At 66.9% G+C, this 16,518-nt stretch carries 15 protein-coding genes; 6 read left to right on the top strand and 9 right to left on the bottom strand.

Annotation, left to right across the window (positions count from 1 at the left end; translation table 11 throughout):
- Positions 1–62: 62 nt before the first annotated feature.
- The 5 genes from AL755_RS08230 to dinB all read right to left on the bottom strand — a co-directional run bounded on the left by AL755_RS08230 (position 63) and on the right by dinB (position 4,647).
- On the bottom strand, positions 63–764 hold the full coding sequence (locus AL755_RS08230) for a hypothetical protein (RefSeq protein WP_054010589.1): 702 nt from the start codon (positions 762–764) through the stop codon (positions 63–65).
- On the bottom strand, positions 761–1,759 hold the full coding sequence (gene rsmH / locus AL755_RS08225) for a 16S rRNA (cytosine(1402)-N(4))-methyltransferase RsmH (RefSeq protein WP_054010588.1): 999 nt from the start codon (positions 1,757–1,759) through the stop codon (positions 761–763). Before rsmH ends, AL755_RS08230 begins: the two co-directional genes overlap by 4 nt.
- 209 nt (positions 1,760–1,968) lie before the next feature.
- Positions 1,969–2,400: a division/cell wall cluster transcriptional repressor MraZ gene (gene mraZ / locus AL755_RS08220; RefSeq protein ID WP_054010587.1), complete on the bottom strand. Its 432-nt coding sequence runs from the start codon at positions 2,398–2,400 to the stop codon at positions 1,969–1,971.
- 456 nt (positions 2,401–2,856) lie between these two features.
- Positions 2,857–3,222 (bottom strand): DUF3040 domain-containing protein, encoded by a 366-nt coding sequence (locus AL755_RS08215; RefSeq protein WP_054010586.1) that lies wholly within the window; start codon positions 3,220–3,222, stop codon positions 2,857–2,859.
- Between the two features lie 210 nt (positions 3,223–3,432).
- On the bottom strand, positions 3,433–4,647 hold the full coding sequence (gene dinB, locus AL755_RS08210; RefSeq protein WP_054012948.1) for a DNA polymerase IV: 1,215 nt from the start codon (positions 4,645–4,647) through the stop codon (positions 3,433–3,435).
- Between the two features lie 302 nt (positions 4,648–4,949).
- Here dinB and AL755_RS23985 point away from each other — a divergent pair, with 302 nt between their 5' ends.
- A complete protein-coding gene (locus AL755_RS23985; RefSeq protein WP_237762634.1) occupies positions 4,950–5,501 on the top strand; it encodes a hypothetical protein in 552 nt (183 codons plus the stop codon).
- 70 nt (positions 5,502–5,571) lie between these two features.
- The gene (locus AL755_RS08200; RefSeq protein WP_054010585.1) at positions 5,572–6,675 is read left to right on the top strand and encodes a polyprenyl synthetase family protein; all 1,104 of its coding nucleotides are present in this window, start codon (positions 5,572–5,574) and stop codon (positions 6,673–6,675) included.
- Positions 6,676–6,774: 99 nt separating this feature from the next.
- On the opposite strand, the gene AL755_RS08195 is transcribed toward AL755_RS08200, so the two are convergent.
- Positions 6,775–7,128, bottom strand: a complete 354-nt coding sequence (locus AL755_RS08195) for an Rv2175c family DNA-binding protein (RefSeq protein WP_054010584.1) — start codon at positions 7,126–7,128, stop codon at positions 6,775–6,777.
- Between the two features lie 174 nt (positions 7,129–7,302).
- Between AL755_RS08195 and AL755_RS08190 the strand changes: the two genes are divergently transcribed.
- Both AL755_RS08190 and AL755_RS08185 read left to right on the top strand, forming a co-directional pair.
- Positions 7,303–8,694 carry a LysM peptidoglycan-binding domain-containing protein gene (locus AL755_RS08190; protein WP_054010583.1) on the top strand — a complete coding sequence of 464 codons (1,392 nt, stop codon included), beginning with the start codon at positions 7,303–7,305 and terminating at the stop codon, positions 8,692–8,694.
- 80 nt (positions 8,695–8,774) lie between these two features.
- Positions 8,775–10,898 carry a Stk1 family PASTA domain-containing Ser/Thr kinase gene (locus AL755_RS08185; RefSeq protein ID WP_054010582.1) on the top strand — a complete coding sequence of 708 codons (2,124 nt, stop codon included), beginning with the start codon at positions 8,775–8,777 and terminating at the stop codon, positions 10,896–10,898.
- A 601-nt stretch (positions 10,899–11,499) separates the two neighbouring features.
- On the opposite strand, the gene AL755_RS08180 is transcribed toward AL755_RS08185, so the two are convergent.
- A complete protein-coding gene (locus AL755_RS08180) occupies positions 11,500–12,888 on the bottom strand; it encodes a class II 3-deoxy-7-phosphoheptulonate synthase (protein ID WP_054010581.1) in 1,389 nt (462 codons plus the stop codon).
- Positions 12,889–13,003: 115 nt separating this feature from the next.
- The gene (locus tag AL755_RS08175; RefSeq protein ID WP_082369019.1) at positions 13,004–13,903 is read right to left on the bottom strand and encodes a lysophospholipid acyltransferase family protein; all 900 of its coding nucleotides are present in this window, start codon (positions 13,901–13,903) and stop codon (positions 13,004–13,006) included.
- Between the two features lie 168 nt (positions 13,904–14,071).
- Here AL755_RS08175 and AL755_RS08170 point away from each other — a divergent pair, with 168 nt between their 5' ends.
- Together AL755_RS08170 and AL755_RS23455 are read left to right on the top strand one after the other, a co-directional pair.
- The gene (locus tag AL755_RS08170) at positions 14,072–14,821 is read left to right on the top strand and encodes an alpha/beta hydrolase (RefSeq protein ID WP_054010580.1); all 750 of its coding nucleotides are present in this window, start codon (positions 14,072–14,074) and stop codon (positions 14,819–14,821) included.
- Entirely contained in the window at positions 14,811–15,356 is a 546-nt protein-coding gene (locus AL755_RS23455) for a hypothetical protein (protein WP_054010579.1), read from the top strand. Before AL755_RS08170 ends, AL755_RS23455 begins: the two co-directional genes overlap by 11 nt.
- Here AL755_RS23455 and AL755_RS08160 read toward each other — a convergent pair.
- Positions 15,353–16,423, bottom strand: a complete 1,071-nt coding sequence (locus AL755_RS08160) for an ROK family glucokinase (RefSeq protein WP_054010578.1) — start codon at positions 16,421–16,423, stop codon at positions 15,353–15,355. The genes AL755_RS23455 and AL755_RS08160 overlap by 4 nt on opposite strands.
- Positions 16,424–16,518: the final 95 nt, after the last annotated feature.

Below are 16,518 nucleotides of genomic sequence, written 5' to 3'. Positions count from 1 at the left end.
CGTTTCCTTGCCGTCTAGCCCCGTGAATGGGCGATGCCCGAGATCTTGGTTAAAAATGGACCCTAGTTGTCCTTCTGCGCCGGAGCGGGGATGGTGCCGCCGTTGAGTTCGGCCGCGTTCGGGGCGGCCGCCAGCGGGGCCGGCGCAGCCTTCGTGCCGCCGGCCTTCGCCGCAGCCTTCTCGGCCGCAGCGACGGCGTTGCCGTCCTGGGCCGCGGAGCCGGCGTCGGCGGCGTTGGGGTTGACGGCCGCATCGGGGGTGGGCGGGTTGACCTGCGCGGGGGCAAGGGCCACCAGGCCCTTGGTTTCCGGCACGGCCGGCTGCGGGTTGCCCGTGACCTTCTTGGTGCGTACGTCGATCTGCCCGGTGGTTGCCGCCGGGACCATGCCCATGCCTGCGGCCCGTGCGACGAGGCTTTGCGGTGCCTCCTCGGCGCTCAGCTGAAGCTCCAGGGCCTGGTTGGATTTTTGCAGGGCGCTTTGCTGATCCTTCAACCCGACCAGGTCGTACTGGCCCTGTGAGACGGAGACGCTCATGATCAGCACGGCGGACAGCGCGGCCACCAGCAGCAGGAACAAGGAGACCAGCAGGGGCGTCTTGTTTTTGCGCGGGCTGGAAACCACCAAGGACAGCGGCGTGCGGGGACGCGGCGCGGGAGCTCCGGTGGCGGGGAGGGGCGCACCAAGCTCTTCCAGGGGCATGGACAGCGCACGGGCATTGTTACCCACGGTTATCGGGGCAATGCGGGTTGCAAGCTGGCTCATGCGGCGCTCCTGACTCTGACTTTTTCCACTGCCCGGAGCCGCGCCGATGCGGCCCTGGGGTTTTCTGCGATTTCCTGATCGGTGGGGATTTCGGTTCCCTTGGTCAGGCGTTTAAGGGTTGCCTTGTGCTCCTCAAGCTCCACGGGGAAGCCTGCCGGAGCCGAGGAACTGGAGCCGGCGGCAAAGACGGCCTTGACGATCTTGTCCTCCAGCGAGTGGTAGGACATCACGACGGCGCGGCCGTGCAGGACCAGCGCGTCAACGGCGGCCGGGACGGCGCGTTCCAGGACGCTCAGTTCCTCGTTGACCTCGATCCGCAGCGCCTGGAAGGTGCGCTTGGCGGGGTGTCCACCGGTGCGTGCGGCACCGGCCGGGACCACGTTGCGGATGATCTCGACAAGTTCGCCCGTGTGGGTGAGCGGTTTGCGGTCGCGGGCCGCCACGATGTGGTTGGCGATGCGCCCGGCAAACTTTTCCTCACCCCACTTGCGGATGATCCGGACCAGGTCCTCTTCGGAGTAGCTGTTGACGACGTCGGCCGCCGTCTGGCCGCGGCTCGTGTCCATGCGCATGTCCAGGGGCGCGTCAAAGGAGTAGGCGAAGCCGCGGTCGCGCTCATCGAGCTGCAGCGAGGAGACGCCCAGGTCCATCAGGATGCCGTCCACGGCGGGAACGCCCAGGTCATCCAGGACCGATGCGATTTCGTCGTAGACGGAGTGGACCAAGTCGGTGCGGTCGGCGAAGGGCGAAAGCCGCTCCCCCGCCAGGCCGAGCGCCTCGGTGTCCCTGTCGATGCCGATCAGGTGCAGGTCCGGGTAGCGCTGGAGCATGGCCTCGCTGTGGCCGCCCATGCCAAGTGTTGCGTCGATGACGATGGGGGTGCGGCCGGCCTGGCGTGCCACGTCGAAGGCGGGGGCCAGGAGGTTGATGCAGCGATCCAAAAGAACTGGTGTGTGGCGGGCGGACGTAGGTGGCGTGGGGTTCTCCGACGTCATCACGCCTCCGTTTCTGCTGGGCTTCGCTGGTGTTCATGCTGCATGTGTGAACGGTTGGTGCGTTCTTGGATCAGATCCCCCTCCGCGCCGAGCCGCGTCCCGCCTGGCACCGGGGAAGGTGAGCCAGGTTTGACGCTGCCGGGCGGCTGGAGATCTCATCCAAGACCCGCCATGGGTGCCACGTGCATAAAACTGTGGAACTAAAGGTGCTAGGTGTTGCCGGGGATGGAGTCCTCGTCAAGTTCCGAGAACGCCTTCTCCTTTTCTTCCAGGTAGTCGTTCCAAGCCGTGGCATCCCAGATCTCTGCCCGGTTGCCGGCGCCAATGACGACCAGCTCACGGTCAAGACCCGCATATGCCCGGAGTGTGGCCGGAATGGTCACACGCCCTTGCTTGTCGGGGACTTCGTCGGAGGCTCCAGAGAGAAAAACGCGGATATAGTCGCGGGCTTGCCGGTTCTGCATTGGCGCACCCACCATGTCCGCGTGGACTTTTTCAAATTCCCTGGCACTGAAGACGTAAATGCAGTGTTCCTGCCCCTTGGTCAGGACAAGTCCGCCGGCCAGTTCCTCCCGGAACTTGGCGGGAAGGATGATTCGGCCCTTTTCGTCCAGGCGCGGTGAATGAGTTCCGAGAAACATCCCCCACCGCCTTCGAAACCAAGGTTCCTAGAACAACCCTTCACCAATTCCCTCTTACGCGCTCCACATTACTCCACAATCCTCCACCGTCAACGCCATGCAAGGAATTTTTGCGTGCGTGTCGCCGGGGCGTGCCGCGCCACTGCTGGGAAGCGGGCCGGTGGGGCGTGGTGGAGGGATTTCTTCGCCCGTGGCGGCCGGTCACGGCCGATTGCGGGTGCCAGGCACGCAAAAACCGCCGCGGGGGCTTCCCGGGGCGGTTGCGGGGAGGGTGTGTGGTGGAAAGTGGAGCGTCCTTGACGTTTCGGCACACAACGCAAAAAAGGCCCGCAGCGCGGACCTTTTGCAGGGTGGATCATCCGTGGAGCCCGGAGCGCACGCACTATACGTGCCGCACACCCCGAAGGTGGCTCTGTGCATCACACCGGCATCGAACCGGCCGCAGGGCCGGACGGGCTATTGTTCCCGGCGCCGTTCTTCCCAGCGCTCTTCGAGGCTGTTCATGAAGCCGCTCTTGGTCTTGGCACCCGACTTGCCGGTGCCACCGGAGGCCTTGCCGAACTTGGGCCGCGAGATGGCAATGTAGACGCCGCCGCCCATGATGAGGAATCCCAGGACCCCCACCACAATCAGCTGGCTGGCAACACCGCCCAGCAACACCATGATGCCAACGATCATGACCAACACGCCGATGACGATGTGGCGGGTCGACAGCGAGTGTGCCGGGTCCGAGGCCAACGCGTTGGCAAATTTCGGGTCTTCGGCATGCAGTTGCTGTTCCAGCTGGTCAAGCAGTCGCTGCTCGTGCTCGGAGAGGGGCATGACGACCTCCTTCAGGTCAGGGCCATGGGCGTCTTGACTCATTAACGATTTCGCGGGCCCTTTTGGTTCCCGGGGATCGTTGCCGGATTCCTCCGGGTGTCCCAGGTCGTCGTAGAGCTGCGAAGTTGTCTTTGAGAGAACTCCTACTACTAACAATAGGCTTGATTTTGCCGAACTGAAACCCACCACGAAACAGGTCACAGGAAGTCGTCAGGATCCGCCCTGCGCAGGTCCCCGCCGCCCCGATTCGGGGCCGGATTCACCGGGGGTCGTGGTGCGCCGGGCCGCCAGGAGACGGGCCGGGACAATCTTGGCGCCGCCGAACTTCGCGGCGATGGCGTCCCCCACCACTTCGGCGCTGCGCCCGTTGTCATCGCGACGGTCCAGGGTGAACTGCAATGGCGTTGATTCAATGGATTCAAGTTGTTCCACCCGGACCCCGATCAACCGCACGCTTTGGGGCCGCGGGCCCAGCACCTTCAGCAGTCCCACGGCGCCGGAGTAGATGGCACCGGCGCTGTCGATGCCGGCCCCCATGGCCTTGGAACGGTTGATGACGGAGAAATCCGAATACTTGATCTTCAGGGCCAGGGTCCGCCCCGCAAGCCGGCCTTCGCGCAATCGCCCCGCCACCCGGTGCGAGAGCCGCAGTAGTTCCCGGGTCAGGACGTCGTCGTCGAAGGTGTCCACGGCAAACGTTTCCTCGGCGCCGATGCTCTTTTCCACGCGCACGGGGGTGACCGGGCGGGGATCGATCCCCCAGGAAAGGTCATGCAGGGCCCGGCCGCTGGCCCCGAGGGTTTTTTGCAGGGCTGCAACGGGGGTGGCGGCGACGTCGGCCACGGTAAAGATGCCCAGGCGTTGGAGGACTTCAAGGGTTTTGGCTCCCACGCCCCACAGCGCCTGGACGGGCAGCGTGTGCAGGTATTCCACGGTGCGGTCGCGCTCAATGAGCATGATGCCGTTGGGCTTGCAGCGGGTGGAGGCGATCTTCGCCACAAACTTCGACGCCGAGATCCCCACCGACGCCGTGATGCCGAGCTCGGACTCGACCCGCCGGCGCACCAGCGCGCCAATGTCCAGCGGCTCCCCCAACCGGCGCAGTGCCCCGGAAATGTCCAGGAACGCCTCGTCCACGCTCAACGGCTCCACCTTGTCGGTGATGGAGTTGAACAAGGCCATGACTTGCCCGGAGACCTCGCGGTAAACATTGTGCCGGGGCTCAATGACGACGGCGGTCGGGGCCATGCGCATGGCCGTCGCCATGGGCATGGCGGACCGTACCCCAAAGGCCCGGGCCTCGTAGGAGGCCGACAGCACCACCGAGCGGCCACCCGGAAAGCCGACGATGACGGGCCGGCCCACCAGTTGCGGGCGCTCCCGGAGTTCAACGGAGACAAAGAAGGCATCCATGTCCACGTGCATGATGGTGCAGCCGGTCTGGTCAAGGACCCGGCCGAGCTGTTGGCTGCGCAGCGCGCGTTCCCGCGGCCCCGGTTCCGGCGCGGCGCGGCGCTCTGGTATTTTCCGGGGCTGTTGTTCCACGGTCCAAGTCTAGTTTCCGGCACCGACATTGCCGCCATGCACATTCCCCGGCCAACGCGTCCCTGACGGGGCACAGCATTGACTGAGGTGCCGCACGAAGAACCCGGCACCCGGGAACAAACGGGACGTGGGTAAACTGGAGGCGACCCGTTGCACGGCCACTGGCAGCTAAGGAAATCGTGATGACCAACACCACTGTTCAGCGTTTGCGCCCCCCGGCGTCGTTCCGTCCGCAACGCGGGGCGCTGGCGGCGATTGCAGCCGTCGTGCTTTTGGCCGGCTGCTCCGGCGGAACCGGCACACCGGCCGCCACCAGCCCGTCCGTTTCCCAGTCCGCGACGGGGTCCGCCATGGCATCGGCAACGACGCCCGGTGCCACGCCGACCGCCGAGGCCGCCGTGAAGGAACTCGTGGCCGGATTCCCGTCGAAACTGATCCCGCTGATGCCCGGCGCCGACGTCCAGGCGTCGAGCCTGCAACGGTCAACGCCCCTGTCCGTGGCCGCACTGACCGCCACCGTGACGGCAAAACCCGCCGACGTCCTGGCCTTCTATACAAAGTCGCTGACCAGCCAGGGCTTCACGGCCCAGCCCGGCAACTCCGTCGAGGGCGTGCCGCTGAAGACCTTCGTGCGCGCCTCCGGGCAGGAAATCGTCACGGTGTCGGTGGTCCAGACCGGATCGACGTCCACCGTGACCATTGGGGCCAATGTTCTGCCCGCGTCGCTGAAGTAATCCGGCGCTTGCGCACCACCGCACCGGGCCGTTCCCCGGAGCCACCTTTCACAGCAAGGAATCCACCCGCATGACCGCATTTGCCGCCGCCCCGGCGGAGTCCCCCGCCGCCGAGCAAGTTGCCTACGTCGCCGCGGTGGCGGACGCCCTGGCGTCGTTCCTGGCGGAGAAACGCGAACTGCTGGCCGGCATCTCGGCCGACACCCTGGTTTTGGTTGATTCCATCAAGTCCCTGGTGACCGGCGGCAAGCGCATGCGCGCCCTGCTGTGTTACTGGGGTTGGCGCGGGGCCGGCGGATCCGCCGATGCCGCGGAGATCATCATGGCAGGCGCGGCGCTGGAACTGTTCCAGGCCGCGGCCCTGATCCACGACGACATCATCGACCGCTCCGACACCCGCCGCGGCGGGCCCAGCGTGCACCGCCAATTCGGCACCCTGCATTCGGGGAGCGGCTGGGCCCTTGACGAGGAGCGCTTCGGGCACGCCGCCGCCATCCTCACGGGGGATTTGTGCCTGTCCTTCAGCGAGGAGATGTTTGCCTCGATCGGCACCTCCGCCGGGAGCCGCGCCCGCGCCGTGTTCAACCTGATGCGCACCGAAGTCATGGCCGGGCAGTACCTCGACATCCTCGAGGAGGTCTCCGGCCCGTCCAAGCCGCACAGCACCGCCGTCGCCCGGGCCTCGGCGATCATCCGCTTCAAGAGCGCCAAGTACTCCTCCGAACACCCGCTGGTACTTGGCGGCGCCCTTGCCGGGGGCGGCCCGGAACTGTTGGACGGCTACAGCGCGTTCGCCCTGCCCCTGGGTGAGGCGTTCCAGCTGCGCGACGACGTCCTGGGCGTCTTTGGCGACCCCGCCGAAACGGGCAAGCCGGCCGGCGACGACCTCCGGGAAGGCAAGCGGACCGTTTTGGTGGGCCTGACCATCGACGCCGCGTCCGACGCCGACATCGAGTTTGTTGACGCCCACCTGGGCCGGCAGGATCTCACGGACGATCAAATTGCGCGGATGTGCGCCATCATGGTTGATTCCGGCGCCCTGGACCGCACCGAGGAAATGATCACCGAATTGAGCGGCACGGCATTTGCCGCATTGGCGGCCCTGCCCATTAATGGCGGAGTCGGCGCGGCATTGACGGCCCTGGGCCGCGGAGCCGTGTCGCGCACCTCCTAGCGACGGCCGCCGGGAAACTAAATACACGGCAATTAAACAAACAAGATCCCCGCACCGGCATGGGCCGGTGCGGGGATCTTATTGGTGTTGGGGGGTGCGTTACCAGCCGAGGGCTGCCGCGCGGCGGCGGATTTCGGTCTTGCGGCCTTCATGGAGGGCGTCGATGGGCCGGCCGGGCAGGGATTCGTCGGCGGTGAACAGCCACGTGATGGCTTCTTCGTCGTCGAAGCCGGCGTCGTGGAGCACCGTGATGGTGCCGCGCAGGCTGTCGACGATGTGGTCCTCGATGAAGAACTCGGCCGGAACGGCGCGGATTTTGCGCTCCCCGACCCGGGCTGCCAGCAGGGATCCGTCCTTAACCAGGGCATGGACCCGGGTAATGGAAATATCAAGCTTTTCGGCGACGTCCGGCAGGGGCAACCATTCACTGACTACGTTTTCAACTTTACTCACGTGTTATAGGTTCCCACATAGTTCGAGCGCCCGCGAAACTACACGGTTGTGTTTTTCCTTTAATGGCGCGCGGGGGCTTCCCGTTGTGAACATTTGGTGTAAATTCACATTAGTCACACAAGAAACTCCAACACCATGAGCATCATCAGTATCGGAAACTCGAGGATTGCATCTATGACTTCCCAACGCCCCTCTCGCCCCATGCCGTCAGGCAGCAAGCAACTGGCGGCTGTTGCCACGGCCGCCATTCCCGTTGTCATGCTGTCCTCGCTGGCGCTCGCCCAGCCCGCAGCCGCGGCTCCCGCCCCGGCCGGGCCCAAGATCCTTCCGTCCGCCGTCACCCACGGCGCACTTGGCACGGCCGTCAAGGTCGCAGCACGGCAGGCCGGCGTTCCGACGTCGGTCGTGGCCGGTTCCCTGCCGTCGCGCATCGCCGCCCAGGGTCCCGCCGTCCCCAGCTCCTACAAGGTGGTGCCCGGCGACACCATCTCGGGCATTGCGTCCCGTTACGGCCTGTCCACCAATTCCGTGCTCGCGCTGAACAAGCTCAGCACCAGCAGCATCATCTACCCGGGCCAGCAGATCAAGCTTGGCGGCAAGGCCGCCCCCAGCCAGGGCGCACCCGCAAAAACCGCGGCGAAGACCACTGCCACGGCAACGGGTGGCCGTTACGTGGTGGCCAGCGGTGACACCATCAGCGGCATTGCCTCCCGCCACGGCCTGAGCACCTCCTCGGTGCTGGCAGCCAACGGCATGAGTGGAAGCACCATCATCTACCCGGGCCAGGTCATCAGGCTCGGCGGCGGCCAGTCCGCCCCGGTCGCTGCTGCCCCGGCCAAGACCCCCGTGAAGGCCTCGAGCACCAAGCCCGTCGCCGGCGGCAAGTACGTCATCAAGAGCGGCGACACGCTCTCCGGGATCGCCGCCCGCCACGGCGTGGGGCTGTCCGCCCTGGCCGCCGCCAACGGCATCACGGTCAACGGCACCATCTACGCCGGCAAGACGCTGACCATCCCGGGCCTGAACGCGGCCTCGAGCGGCGTCACCCCCATCACCACCCCGAGCCTGACGCCGGACCAGCAGGTCCCCAACACCTTCCTCAACTACACCTACCCGGATGCCGTGGTGGCCGACGCCAACAAGAACAAGGCGGCACTGTTGGCGGCACCGGCACCCAGCCGGGCACAGATGAAGGAAATGGTGGCCCGCACGGCCGCCGCCATGGGCGTGGACCCGTCCCTGGCCATGGCGTTCGCCCAGCAGGAATCCGGCTTCAACCACCAGGTGGTCTCCCCCGCCAATGCGATCGGCACCATGCAGGTCATCCCCGACGCCGGCACCTGGGCGTCCGGGCTGGTTGGCCGCAAGCTGAACCTGCTCAACCCGCAGGACAACGTCACCGCCGGTGTGGCGATCATCCGGGCCCTGCTCCGCGACGCCCCCAACGAGGACCTGGCCATCGCCGGATACTACCAGGGCCAGTACTCGGTGAGCATCCACGGCATGTACCCGGACACGAAGAACTATGTGGCCAGCGTCAAGGCGAACCGAAAGATGTTCCGCTAGGACCGCACCATGATCGAATGAAGGGCCGCCGGCGAGTGTTGCTGGCGGCCCGATTTCGTTTGAGAGAATAAGCTGGTTGAGTGCAAGATCTGCCCCACGACCCCCTGATCGGGTCCACAATCGATGACCGCTACCTGGTTTTGTCCAAGGTGGCGCGCGGTGGCATGTCCACCGTCTACCTGGCCAAGGACATCCGGCTCAACCGCAACATTGCCCTGAAGATCCTGCATCCGCACCTGGCCACCGACAACGCCTTCATCGAACGCCTGCAGCGTGAGGCGTGGAGCGCCGCCAGCCTTTCACACCCGCACGTGGTGCAGATCCACGACCATGGCGTCGGTGCCGCCCACGCATACCTGGTGTTGGAATACATCGACGGGCACACGCTCCGCGACGTCATCAACCAGGGCAGGCCGCTGACGCCCCGCCAGGCCCTGGACATGCTCGACCCCATCGTGGAGGGCCTGGCAGCGGCCCACGCCGCCGGCCTGGTGCACCGGGACGTCAAACCCGAGAATGTGCTGATTTCCCGCTCGGGCTGGGTCAAGATCGGCGACTTCGGGCTCTCCCGGGCAGTCACCACGACGACGAACACCGCCACGCTGTTGGGCACCGTGGGCTACATCGCCCCGGAACTGGTCAACGGCGAGGGCGGCGACGCCCGCAGCGACATCTACTCCGCCGGCATCATGCTCTACGAATTGCTGACCGGCGCCCAACCGTTCCAGGGCAAGGTTCCGATCGCCGTGGCCATGGCGCATGTCCGCGACGCCGTCCCGACGCCCTCGGCGGCAGTTCCCGGACTGCCGTCCGAGATGGACGAGCTGGTCCGCTACATGACCGAGAAGGACCCCGACAACAGGCCCGCCAACGGCGCATCCCTGCTGGAAGACCTGCGCCACATCCGGCGCACGCTGACCCCGGAGGAACTTGACTTCGCCGCTCCCGGGGCGGATTCCATTGGCCGGCCCGGAGCCGGCGCCACCGAGGTCATTGGCGCCCAGCCCGCCCTGGACACGGGCGCCCTGACGGCCGCGATCGGGCAGCCGCCCGCGGCACCGGCCGGCGGCTGGCCCGGAGCCACCACCGTCATTGCCGGCCCCAGCTACCCCACGTCCGTCCTGCCCTCGGGCAGCGGACTCTACGTCAACGACGCCGACCGTGACGTCTCGGCCTACAGCCCAGACTATTCCGGCGGGGACGACGAGACCGACGACGACGGCGTCGCGCTGTCCAAGCGCGAAGCCCGCGCCGAGGCCAGGGCCCGAGCAAAGGCGGCGGCTCAGCCGACCACCACACTGGGCCACGGACACCCGCGGCGTCGTGCCCTGGTCTGGGTGTTGGTGGTGCTGGTGCTGGGATTCCTGGTCGCCATGGCCGGCTGGTTCCTGGCGCTGGGGCCGGGCGCCCTGGCCACCGTGCCCGATGTGCACAACAAGACCGTGGCGCAGGCGCAGGCCCTCCTCCATGCCCAAGGCTTTGACAAGTCGGCAAGCCGTGACGTCTTTGACGAAAAGGTTGCCGCGGGATTGGTGGTGGATACGGACCCGGCCGCAGGTTCGTCCCTGCGCCGGTTTCTAGGCGTCACGATCCTCGTATCCAAGGGACCGGTGCTGTACCCCGTCCCCGAGCTCACCGGCAAGGACCTGGCGAACGCCAAGTCCGCGCTCAGCGACGGCAGCCTTGCCCTGGGCACGGTAACGGAGGCCTTCAACGAGAAGATCCCGGCCGGCACCGTGATCTCGCAAAACCCCAAGGCGGGCGCCGAGTTCCGCGGCAACACCAAGGTTGACGTGGTGGTCTCCAAGGGGCCCAAGCCCATCCCCGTCCCCTCCGTGGTGGGCAAGACCGGCGCCGACGCCCAAGCCTCACTCAAAGCCGCCGGCCTGACGCCCGCCATCGCTCCGGAACAGCTCAACAGTGCCACCGTCCCCGCCGGCTCCGTGCTGTCCCAGGCACCGGATTCCGGCACCCTCACGGCCGGAGGCACCGTCACGATCACGCTGTCCAAGGGCCCCAGGATGATCGCGGTCCCCGACATGATCGGCAAGCAGGTGGGCGTCGCCACGGCCGAGCTGAAGGCCCTCGGGTTCAAGGTGGAGGTGGAGAACCTGCTCGGCGGATTCTTCGGCACCGTCCGCTTCCAGTCCCCCCAGGGCGTGGACGCACCCGAAGGCAGCACCATCATCCTGAAGGTCATCTAACCGGCCACAGGTCCGCGGCGCCGGAACCGGCATTTTCTCGCCGACTATCCGCCCCCTCGGCCGCGGGCGGCCTTGGGGCCGCCTTTACGTCGGCTACGAAAACACCGTCTCCGCCGCCCTCGGCTTGCGGCAACGATGCGGGTGTCATGATGAGGTCCAGTCCCGACGACCTCGAGGACTGCAATTCACACCGAGAACTGGTGCCAGGAACGCGTTGCGGGCCACAAGACCAGTTCTCGGCACCAATACCAGTTCTCGCGAAGGCCGTACCCCGCCCTGAAGGGACCCTCCGAGTAGGCCGCGTCTTTTTTGCACCGGAGTCATTGGCGGGTGAGGCACAAGGCGGCGGAGCCGGCGTTTTTTATAGTCCGGCGTAAAGGAGACACCAAAGGCCGCCCGCGGCCGACGTGTCGGATAGCCGGACGGAAAAACGTCGGGCCGCCGCCGAAGGTGGGGAAAGGCGCCGCCGAAGGTGGGGAAAGGCGCCGTCGACGGTGGGACAAAAACGGGCGGGGCCCACGCACAATGCGCGGACACCGCCCGTTAGGAGGCTGTCCATCCGGGTCTCGACGAGCTCGACCGCCGATGGCACGCCCGGGTGTTACTTCTGGCCGAGCGCCCCGGCAACGAGGAACGCCATTTCCAGGGACTGCTTGTGGTTCAGGCGGGGGTCGCAGACGGACTCGTAGCCGGTCAGGAACGCCTCCTGGTCGATCGGGTCGGCGCCGCCGAGGCACTCGGCCACGTCGTCGCCGGTCATTTCCACGTGCAGGCCGCCCGGGAACGTGCCCAGGGACTGGTGGACCTCGAAGAAGCCGCGGACCTCGTCGATGACGTCGTCGAAGTTGCGGGTCTTGTAGCCGTTGGGCGAGGTGACGGTGTTGCCGTGCATGGGGTCGGTGACCCACAGGACCTGCGCGCCGGAGGCGGTGACCTTCTCGACCAGGTTCGGCAGCTTTTCGCGGATGTTCGTGGCACCCATGCGGGTGATGAACGTCAGGCGGCCGGGTTCGCGGTTCGGATCCAGCTTCTCGATCAGGCGCAGCGCGTCGTCCGGGGAGGTGGTGGGGCCGAGCTTGACGCCGATCGGGTTGCGGACGCGGGAGAGGAAGTCCACGTGGGCCTGCTCGAGGTCGCGGGTGCGCTCCCCGATCCACAGGAAGTGCGCGGAGGTGTCGTAAGGCAGGCCGGTGCGTGAGTCGATGCGGGTCAGCGCACGCTCGTAGTCCAGGAGCAGGGCCTCGTGGCTGGCGAAGAATTCAACGGTTTTCAGGGCCTCGAAGTCGGCGCCGCAGGAGGCCATGAACTTGATGGCCCGGTCGATGTCGGTGGCCAGCTTCTCGTAGCGGCTGTGGGCCGGGTTGGAGGTGAATCCGCGGTTCCACTCGTGCACCGAGCGCAGGTCGGCGAAGCCGCCCTGCGTGAACGCGCGGATCAGGTTCAGCGTGGAGGCGGAGGTGTGGTACGCCTTGAGCATGCGTGCGGGGTCGTGCAGGCGCGACTCCGGGGTGAAGTCGTAGCCGTTGACGATGTCGCCGCGGTAGGCCGGCAGGGTGACGCCGTCGCGGGTTTCATCGTTCGAGGAGCGCGGCTTGGCGAACTGGCCGGCCATGCGCCCCATCTTGATGACGGGCAGCTGCGCGCCGTAGGTGAGCACCACCGCCATCTGCAGGATGGTCTTGACGCGGGCGCTGATCTTGTCGGCCGTGGCCGCTTCAAAGGTCTCGGCGCAGTCGCCGCCCTGCAGCAGGAACGCCTTGCCCTGGGCCGCCTGGGCCAGACGGGAGCGGAGCACGTCCACTTCACCGGCAAACACGAGCGGCGGGAGCGTGGAAAGCTCCTTGACGGTGGGGGCGAAAGCAGGCGAATCGGACCACGTGGGCTGCTGGGCGATGGGCAGGCTGCGCCAATCGTCAAGGCCGGGATAGACCGCCGCACCGGGAACGGAGATGCCGGGTACGGGCGTGGTGGGAGAAGTTAGATCAGTCACCCCCAAGCCTATCCCCGTAGCCGGGCACGGGGGAACGAGTCCAAGTCATGAGATGCGCCCGTTCGTCATGAACGACGCCGGAGCCTCCGGCCGCCGCCGTCCCGCCCCTTGATTCCTAGCCTTGCGTTCCCTGCGCGTCGGCCGCACCCAAATCGGGGTCTCCGCGTTCGTCGTCGGCCTTGATCTGCGGCGCCTTGGGCTCGCTCGGGGATCCGATGACCGTCACGGTGCCGGGCGCCACGGTGGCGCCGGGGTCCACGCGGACGGCGTCGCCGGCCTTGCGCGGCGCCTCGGCCGGTGTGCCGGCGTCGGGCTTTGCGGTCTTGCCGGCCTTCTCCGCGGCGATCTTGTCCTTGATGGTGCTGGCGTAGGAGTCCACGTATTCCTGGCCCGAGAGGCGCATGAGTTCGTACATGATCTCGTCGGTGACCGAACGCTGCACGAATCGATCGTCCTGCAGGCCCTGGTAGCGGCTGAAGTCCATGGGCTCGCCAAAGATGATTCCGAGGCGGCGGATGGTGGGGATGCGCCGGCCGATGGGCTGAACCTTGTCGGTGCCGATCATGGCCACCGGAATCACGGGGACATTGGCGGTGAGCACCAGTTTCGCCACGCCCACCTTGCCCCGGTACAGCCGTCCGTCGGGGCTGCGGGTGCCTTCGGGGTAGATGCCGAGCAGGCCGCCTTCGTTGAGGACGTCGATGCCGGTCTGGAGGGAGTTGGCCGAGGCCGCGCCGCCGGAACGGTCCATGGGCAGCTGGTTGGTGAGCTTGAAGAACGCCGCCGTGAGCCGTCCCTTGATGCCGCGTCCGGTGAAGTAGTCGCTCTTGGCCAGGAACACCACGGGGCGGGGCACCATCAAGGGCATGAAGATGGAATCCGAGAAGGACAGGTGGTTGCTGGCCAGCACGGCCGGACCGTCGACGGGGATGTTGTCCAGCCCCTTGGTCCAGGGCCGGAACAGCACTTTCAGGACGGGTCCAAGGAAGATCTTCTTAAGCACCCAATAAATCACTGTTCGGTTCCTCTCCGGCGCCATGAACTTCAGCGAAGCTGCGTTCATGGCGTTACCCCGCTACGAACGTATCAACAGTAGTCTAGTGAGAGAGGCACCCGTGAGCGGCGCAATGACCGCAACAACCGTGGGTGTTTTGAGGCAGGTCGAAAAACCCACGGAGGGCTAATGGCAACGGCGCAATCGTACCGCTCGGATGGACACGGCCCCCTGGCCCGCGTGGGCGTGGCGGTCTGCCACGGCTTCACCGGCTCCCCCGTGAGCATGCGCGGCTGGTCGGAGTACCTGGCCGGCGAGGGGTACGCCGTGAACATGCCGCTGCTGGCCGGCCACGGCACCACCTGGCAGGACCTTTCCCGCACTCCGTGGGAGCACTGGTACCGCGACTTCGAGGCGGCCTACCTGGAACTGGCCGCCCGCTGCGACACCGTCTTTGTGGCCGGCCTGTCCATGGGAGGGGCCCTGGCCCTGCGGGTGGCCGCCCATCATGACGTGGCCGGGATCGCCGTGGTCAATCCGGGCCTGACGTTTGACGACAATCGGGCCAAATACGCCGGGCTCCTCAAATACGTGCTCAAGAGCGTTCCGGCGATCGGCGACGACATCAAGGCCCCCGGCATCACGGAGGGCGCCTACACGCGCACCCCGGTGGCGGCCGTGCACCAGCTGTCCACGCTGTTCACCAACACGATCGAACTGTTGCCGCAGGTTACGGCCCCCACCCTGGTTTTCCGCTCCACCGTGGACCACGTGGTGCCCGATTCCAGCATTGACCTGATCAAGGCCGGAATTGGTTCACAGGACCTCCAGGTGGTGCCGCTGACCAACAGCTATCATGTAGCCACCATGGACAATGACGCCGCGCAGATCTTTTCCCAATCCAACGAGTTCTTCCGGAGACACACCGGTGCAATCTGACCACGGCCAGGACCAGCCCGCCACGGGTGGGAACGACGGCGACAATGGCGACGACGAAGTTTGGCGGGACCTGGTGGCCAGGTTGCAGGAACCGGAGTTCATGGACGGGCTCGACGACGACGCCCCCGACGATTTCCAGGACGCCAAGGGCGTGGGAGACTTCGACCCGCTGGGCGTGTGGCAGCGGCAAAGCAGTCCGGCACCGTCCGAGCCCGTCTATGGCCAGGGCACACAGGCCGGATCGGCCGCCGCGGGGCCGCGCGACTATGAGGCCGGCGATCCCGACGGTCTCGACGAGGAGTTCGTGCCGGAGGAGCTGCCCAGCCTGGCCGGCGCGGACCCGGCCATTATGGCGTCCTGGATCGGCGCGGCCGGCGGGCCGATCTTCCTGGTCATTGCCGCGATCTTTTGGCGGGGCATCCCGCTGTTTGTGGTGCTCGGCGTGATCGCCGCGTTCCTGGCCGGGACCGGTTACCTACTGTACCGGCTGCCCAAGAACCGTGACCACGACAGCGGCGACGGCGCCGTCGTCTAAGCGGTTCCGGCGATCCTCGAGGCGGCCCGCCCGCGCCCCCGGGCGCCAAGCCGCCGCGCGTGGCGGACCCGGGAGAGGTCCGCGGCGCCGATGAGTCCGGCGGCCGGCCCCAGTTGGGCTGCGACAATCACGGCTTCGTTGCGGAATCCGCGGCCGGTCAGGTTTTTCGCGTAGGCGCGCCGGGCCGGTTCCAGCAGCAGCTCCCCCGCCACCGACAGCCCGCCGCCGATGATGAACAATTCCGGATCGAGCGCCGCCGCCAGGTTGGCGATGCCCAGGCCCAGCCACTCGCCCACTTCGCCGACAAGTTCGGCGCAGGTGGCCTCCCCCGCCTGCGCCAGCTCGGTCACGACGGTCCCGGTGATGTCCTTGGTGCGGCCGTTCACGGCCTCCAGCAGGGCCGCGGCCATGGGCGACTTGGCCCGGGCCAGTTCGCGGCCCTCCCGGCCCAGCGCGTTGCCGGAGGCGTACTGTTCCCAGCAGCCGCGGTTGCCGCATTCACAGCGGTGCCCGCCGGGCATGATGATTTGGTGGCCAAACTCCCCCGCCATGCCAAAGCTTCCACGTTCCACCCGGCCGTCCATGACGAGGGCACCGCCAATCCCGGTACCCAGGGTCAGTGCCACCAGTCGGCCGTGGCCGCGGCCGGCCCCGAAACGCCATTCGGCCCAGCCGGCGGCGTCGGCGTCGTTGGCCAGCGTCACGGGCCGGTTCAGCAGCCCTTCGAGGTTGCGCCGCAGCGGCTCGTTGCGCCAGGCAAGGTGGGGGCTGAACATGACGGTGCCGCCGGCCAGGTCCATCCAGCCCGCCGCGCCGATCCCCACGCTGCGGATGTCGTGCCGGTTGGACAGTTCCCGCACCAGCTCGACAATGACGTGTTCGACGGCGCGCGCGTCGCGGCCCGGCGTGTCCCGGCGCAGTTCCTCGCGGATGGTCCCGGCGGCGTCCACCACGCCGGCGGCCACCTTGGTTCCGCCGATGTCGATGCCGAGTGCCAGCTTGCCGGCGCGGGGCGGGCGGCCGGGAAATCGCAGGGTGGGCCGGAAGACCGGGCGGGGTTGGTGCATGCACCGATTCTAGCCATGGACGGGTCCCCGGCAGTGAATTGAAAGTGTGACGCAAACAACATAATGTTACTGATGAGTAACTTTATTGGCGTCCC

The organism is Arthrobacter sp. ERGS1:01, from assembly GCF_001281315.1.
Taxonomy (GTDB): Bacteria; Actinomycetota; Actinomycetes; order Actinomycetales; family Micrococcaceae; genus Specibacter.
The sequence above is the reverse complement of the archived record's forward strand: the minus strand, read 5'-3'. Positions and strand labels throughout refer to the sequence as shown.

Coding starts and splice junctions, on each gene's coding strand:
- AL755_RS08230 (WP_054010589.1), bottom strand. CDS start 764: ATGAGCCAGCTTGCAACCCGCATTGCCCCGATAACCGTGGGTAACAAT.
- rsmH (WP_054010588.1), bottom strand. CDS start 1,759: ATGACGTCGGAGAACCCCACGCCACCTACGTCCGCCCGCCACACACCA.
- mraZ (WP_054010587.1), bottom strand. CDS start 2,400: ATGTTTCTCGGAACTCATTCACCGCGCCTGGACGAAAAGGGCCGAATC.
- AL755_RS08215 (WP_054010586.1), bottom strand. CDS start 3,222: ATGCCCCTCTCCGAGCACGAGCAGCGACTGCTTGACCAGCTGGAACAG.
- dinB (WP_054012948.1), bottom strand. CDS start 4,647: ATGCACGTGGACATGGATGCCTTCTTTGTCTCCGTTGAACTCCGGGAG.
- AL755_RS23985 (WP_237762634.1), top strand. CDS start 4,950: ATGACCAACACCACTGTTCAGCGTTTGCGCCCCCCGGCGTCGTTCCGT.
- AL755_RS08200 (WP_054010585.1), top strand. CDS start 5,572: ATGACCGCATTTGCCGCCGCCCCGGCGGAGTCCCCCGCCGCCGAGCAA.
- AL755_RS08190 (WP_054010583.1), top strand. CDS start 7,303: ATGACTTCCCAACGCCCCTCTCGCCCCATGCCGTCAGGCAGCAAGCAA.
- AL755_RS08170 (WP_054010580.1), top strand. CDS start 14,072: ATGGCAACGGCGCAATCGTACCGCTCGGATGGACACGGCCCCCTGGCC.
- AL755_RS08160 (WP_054010578.1), bottom strand. CDS start 16,423: ATGCACCAACCCCGCCCGGTCTTCCGGCCCACCCTGCGATTTCCCGGC.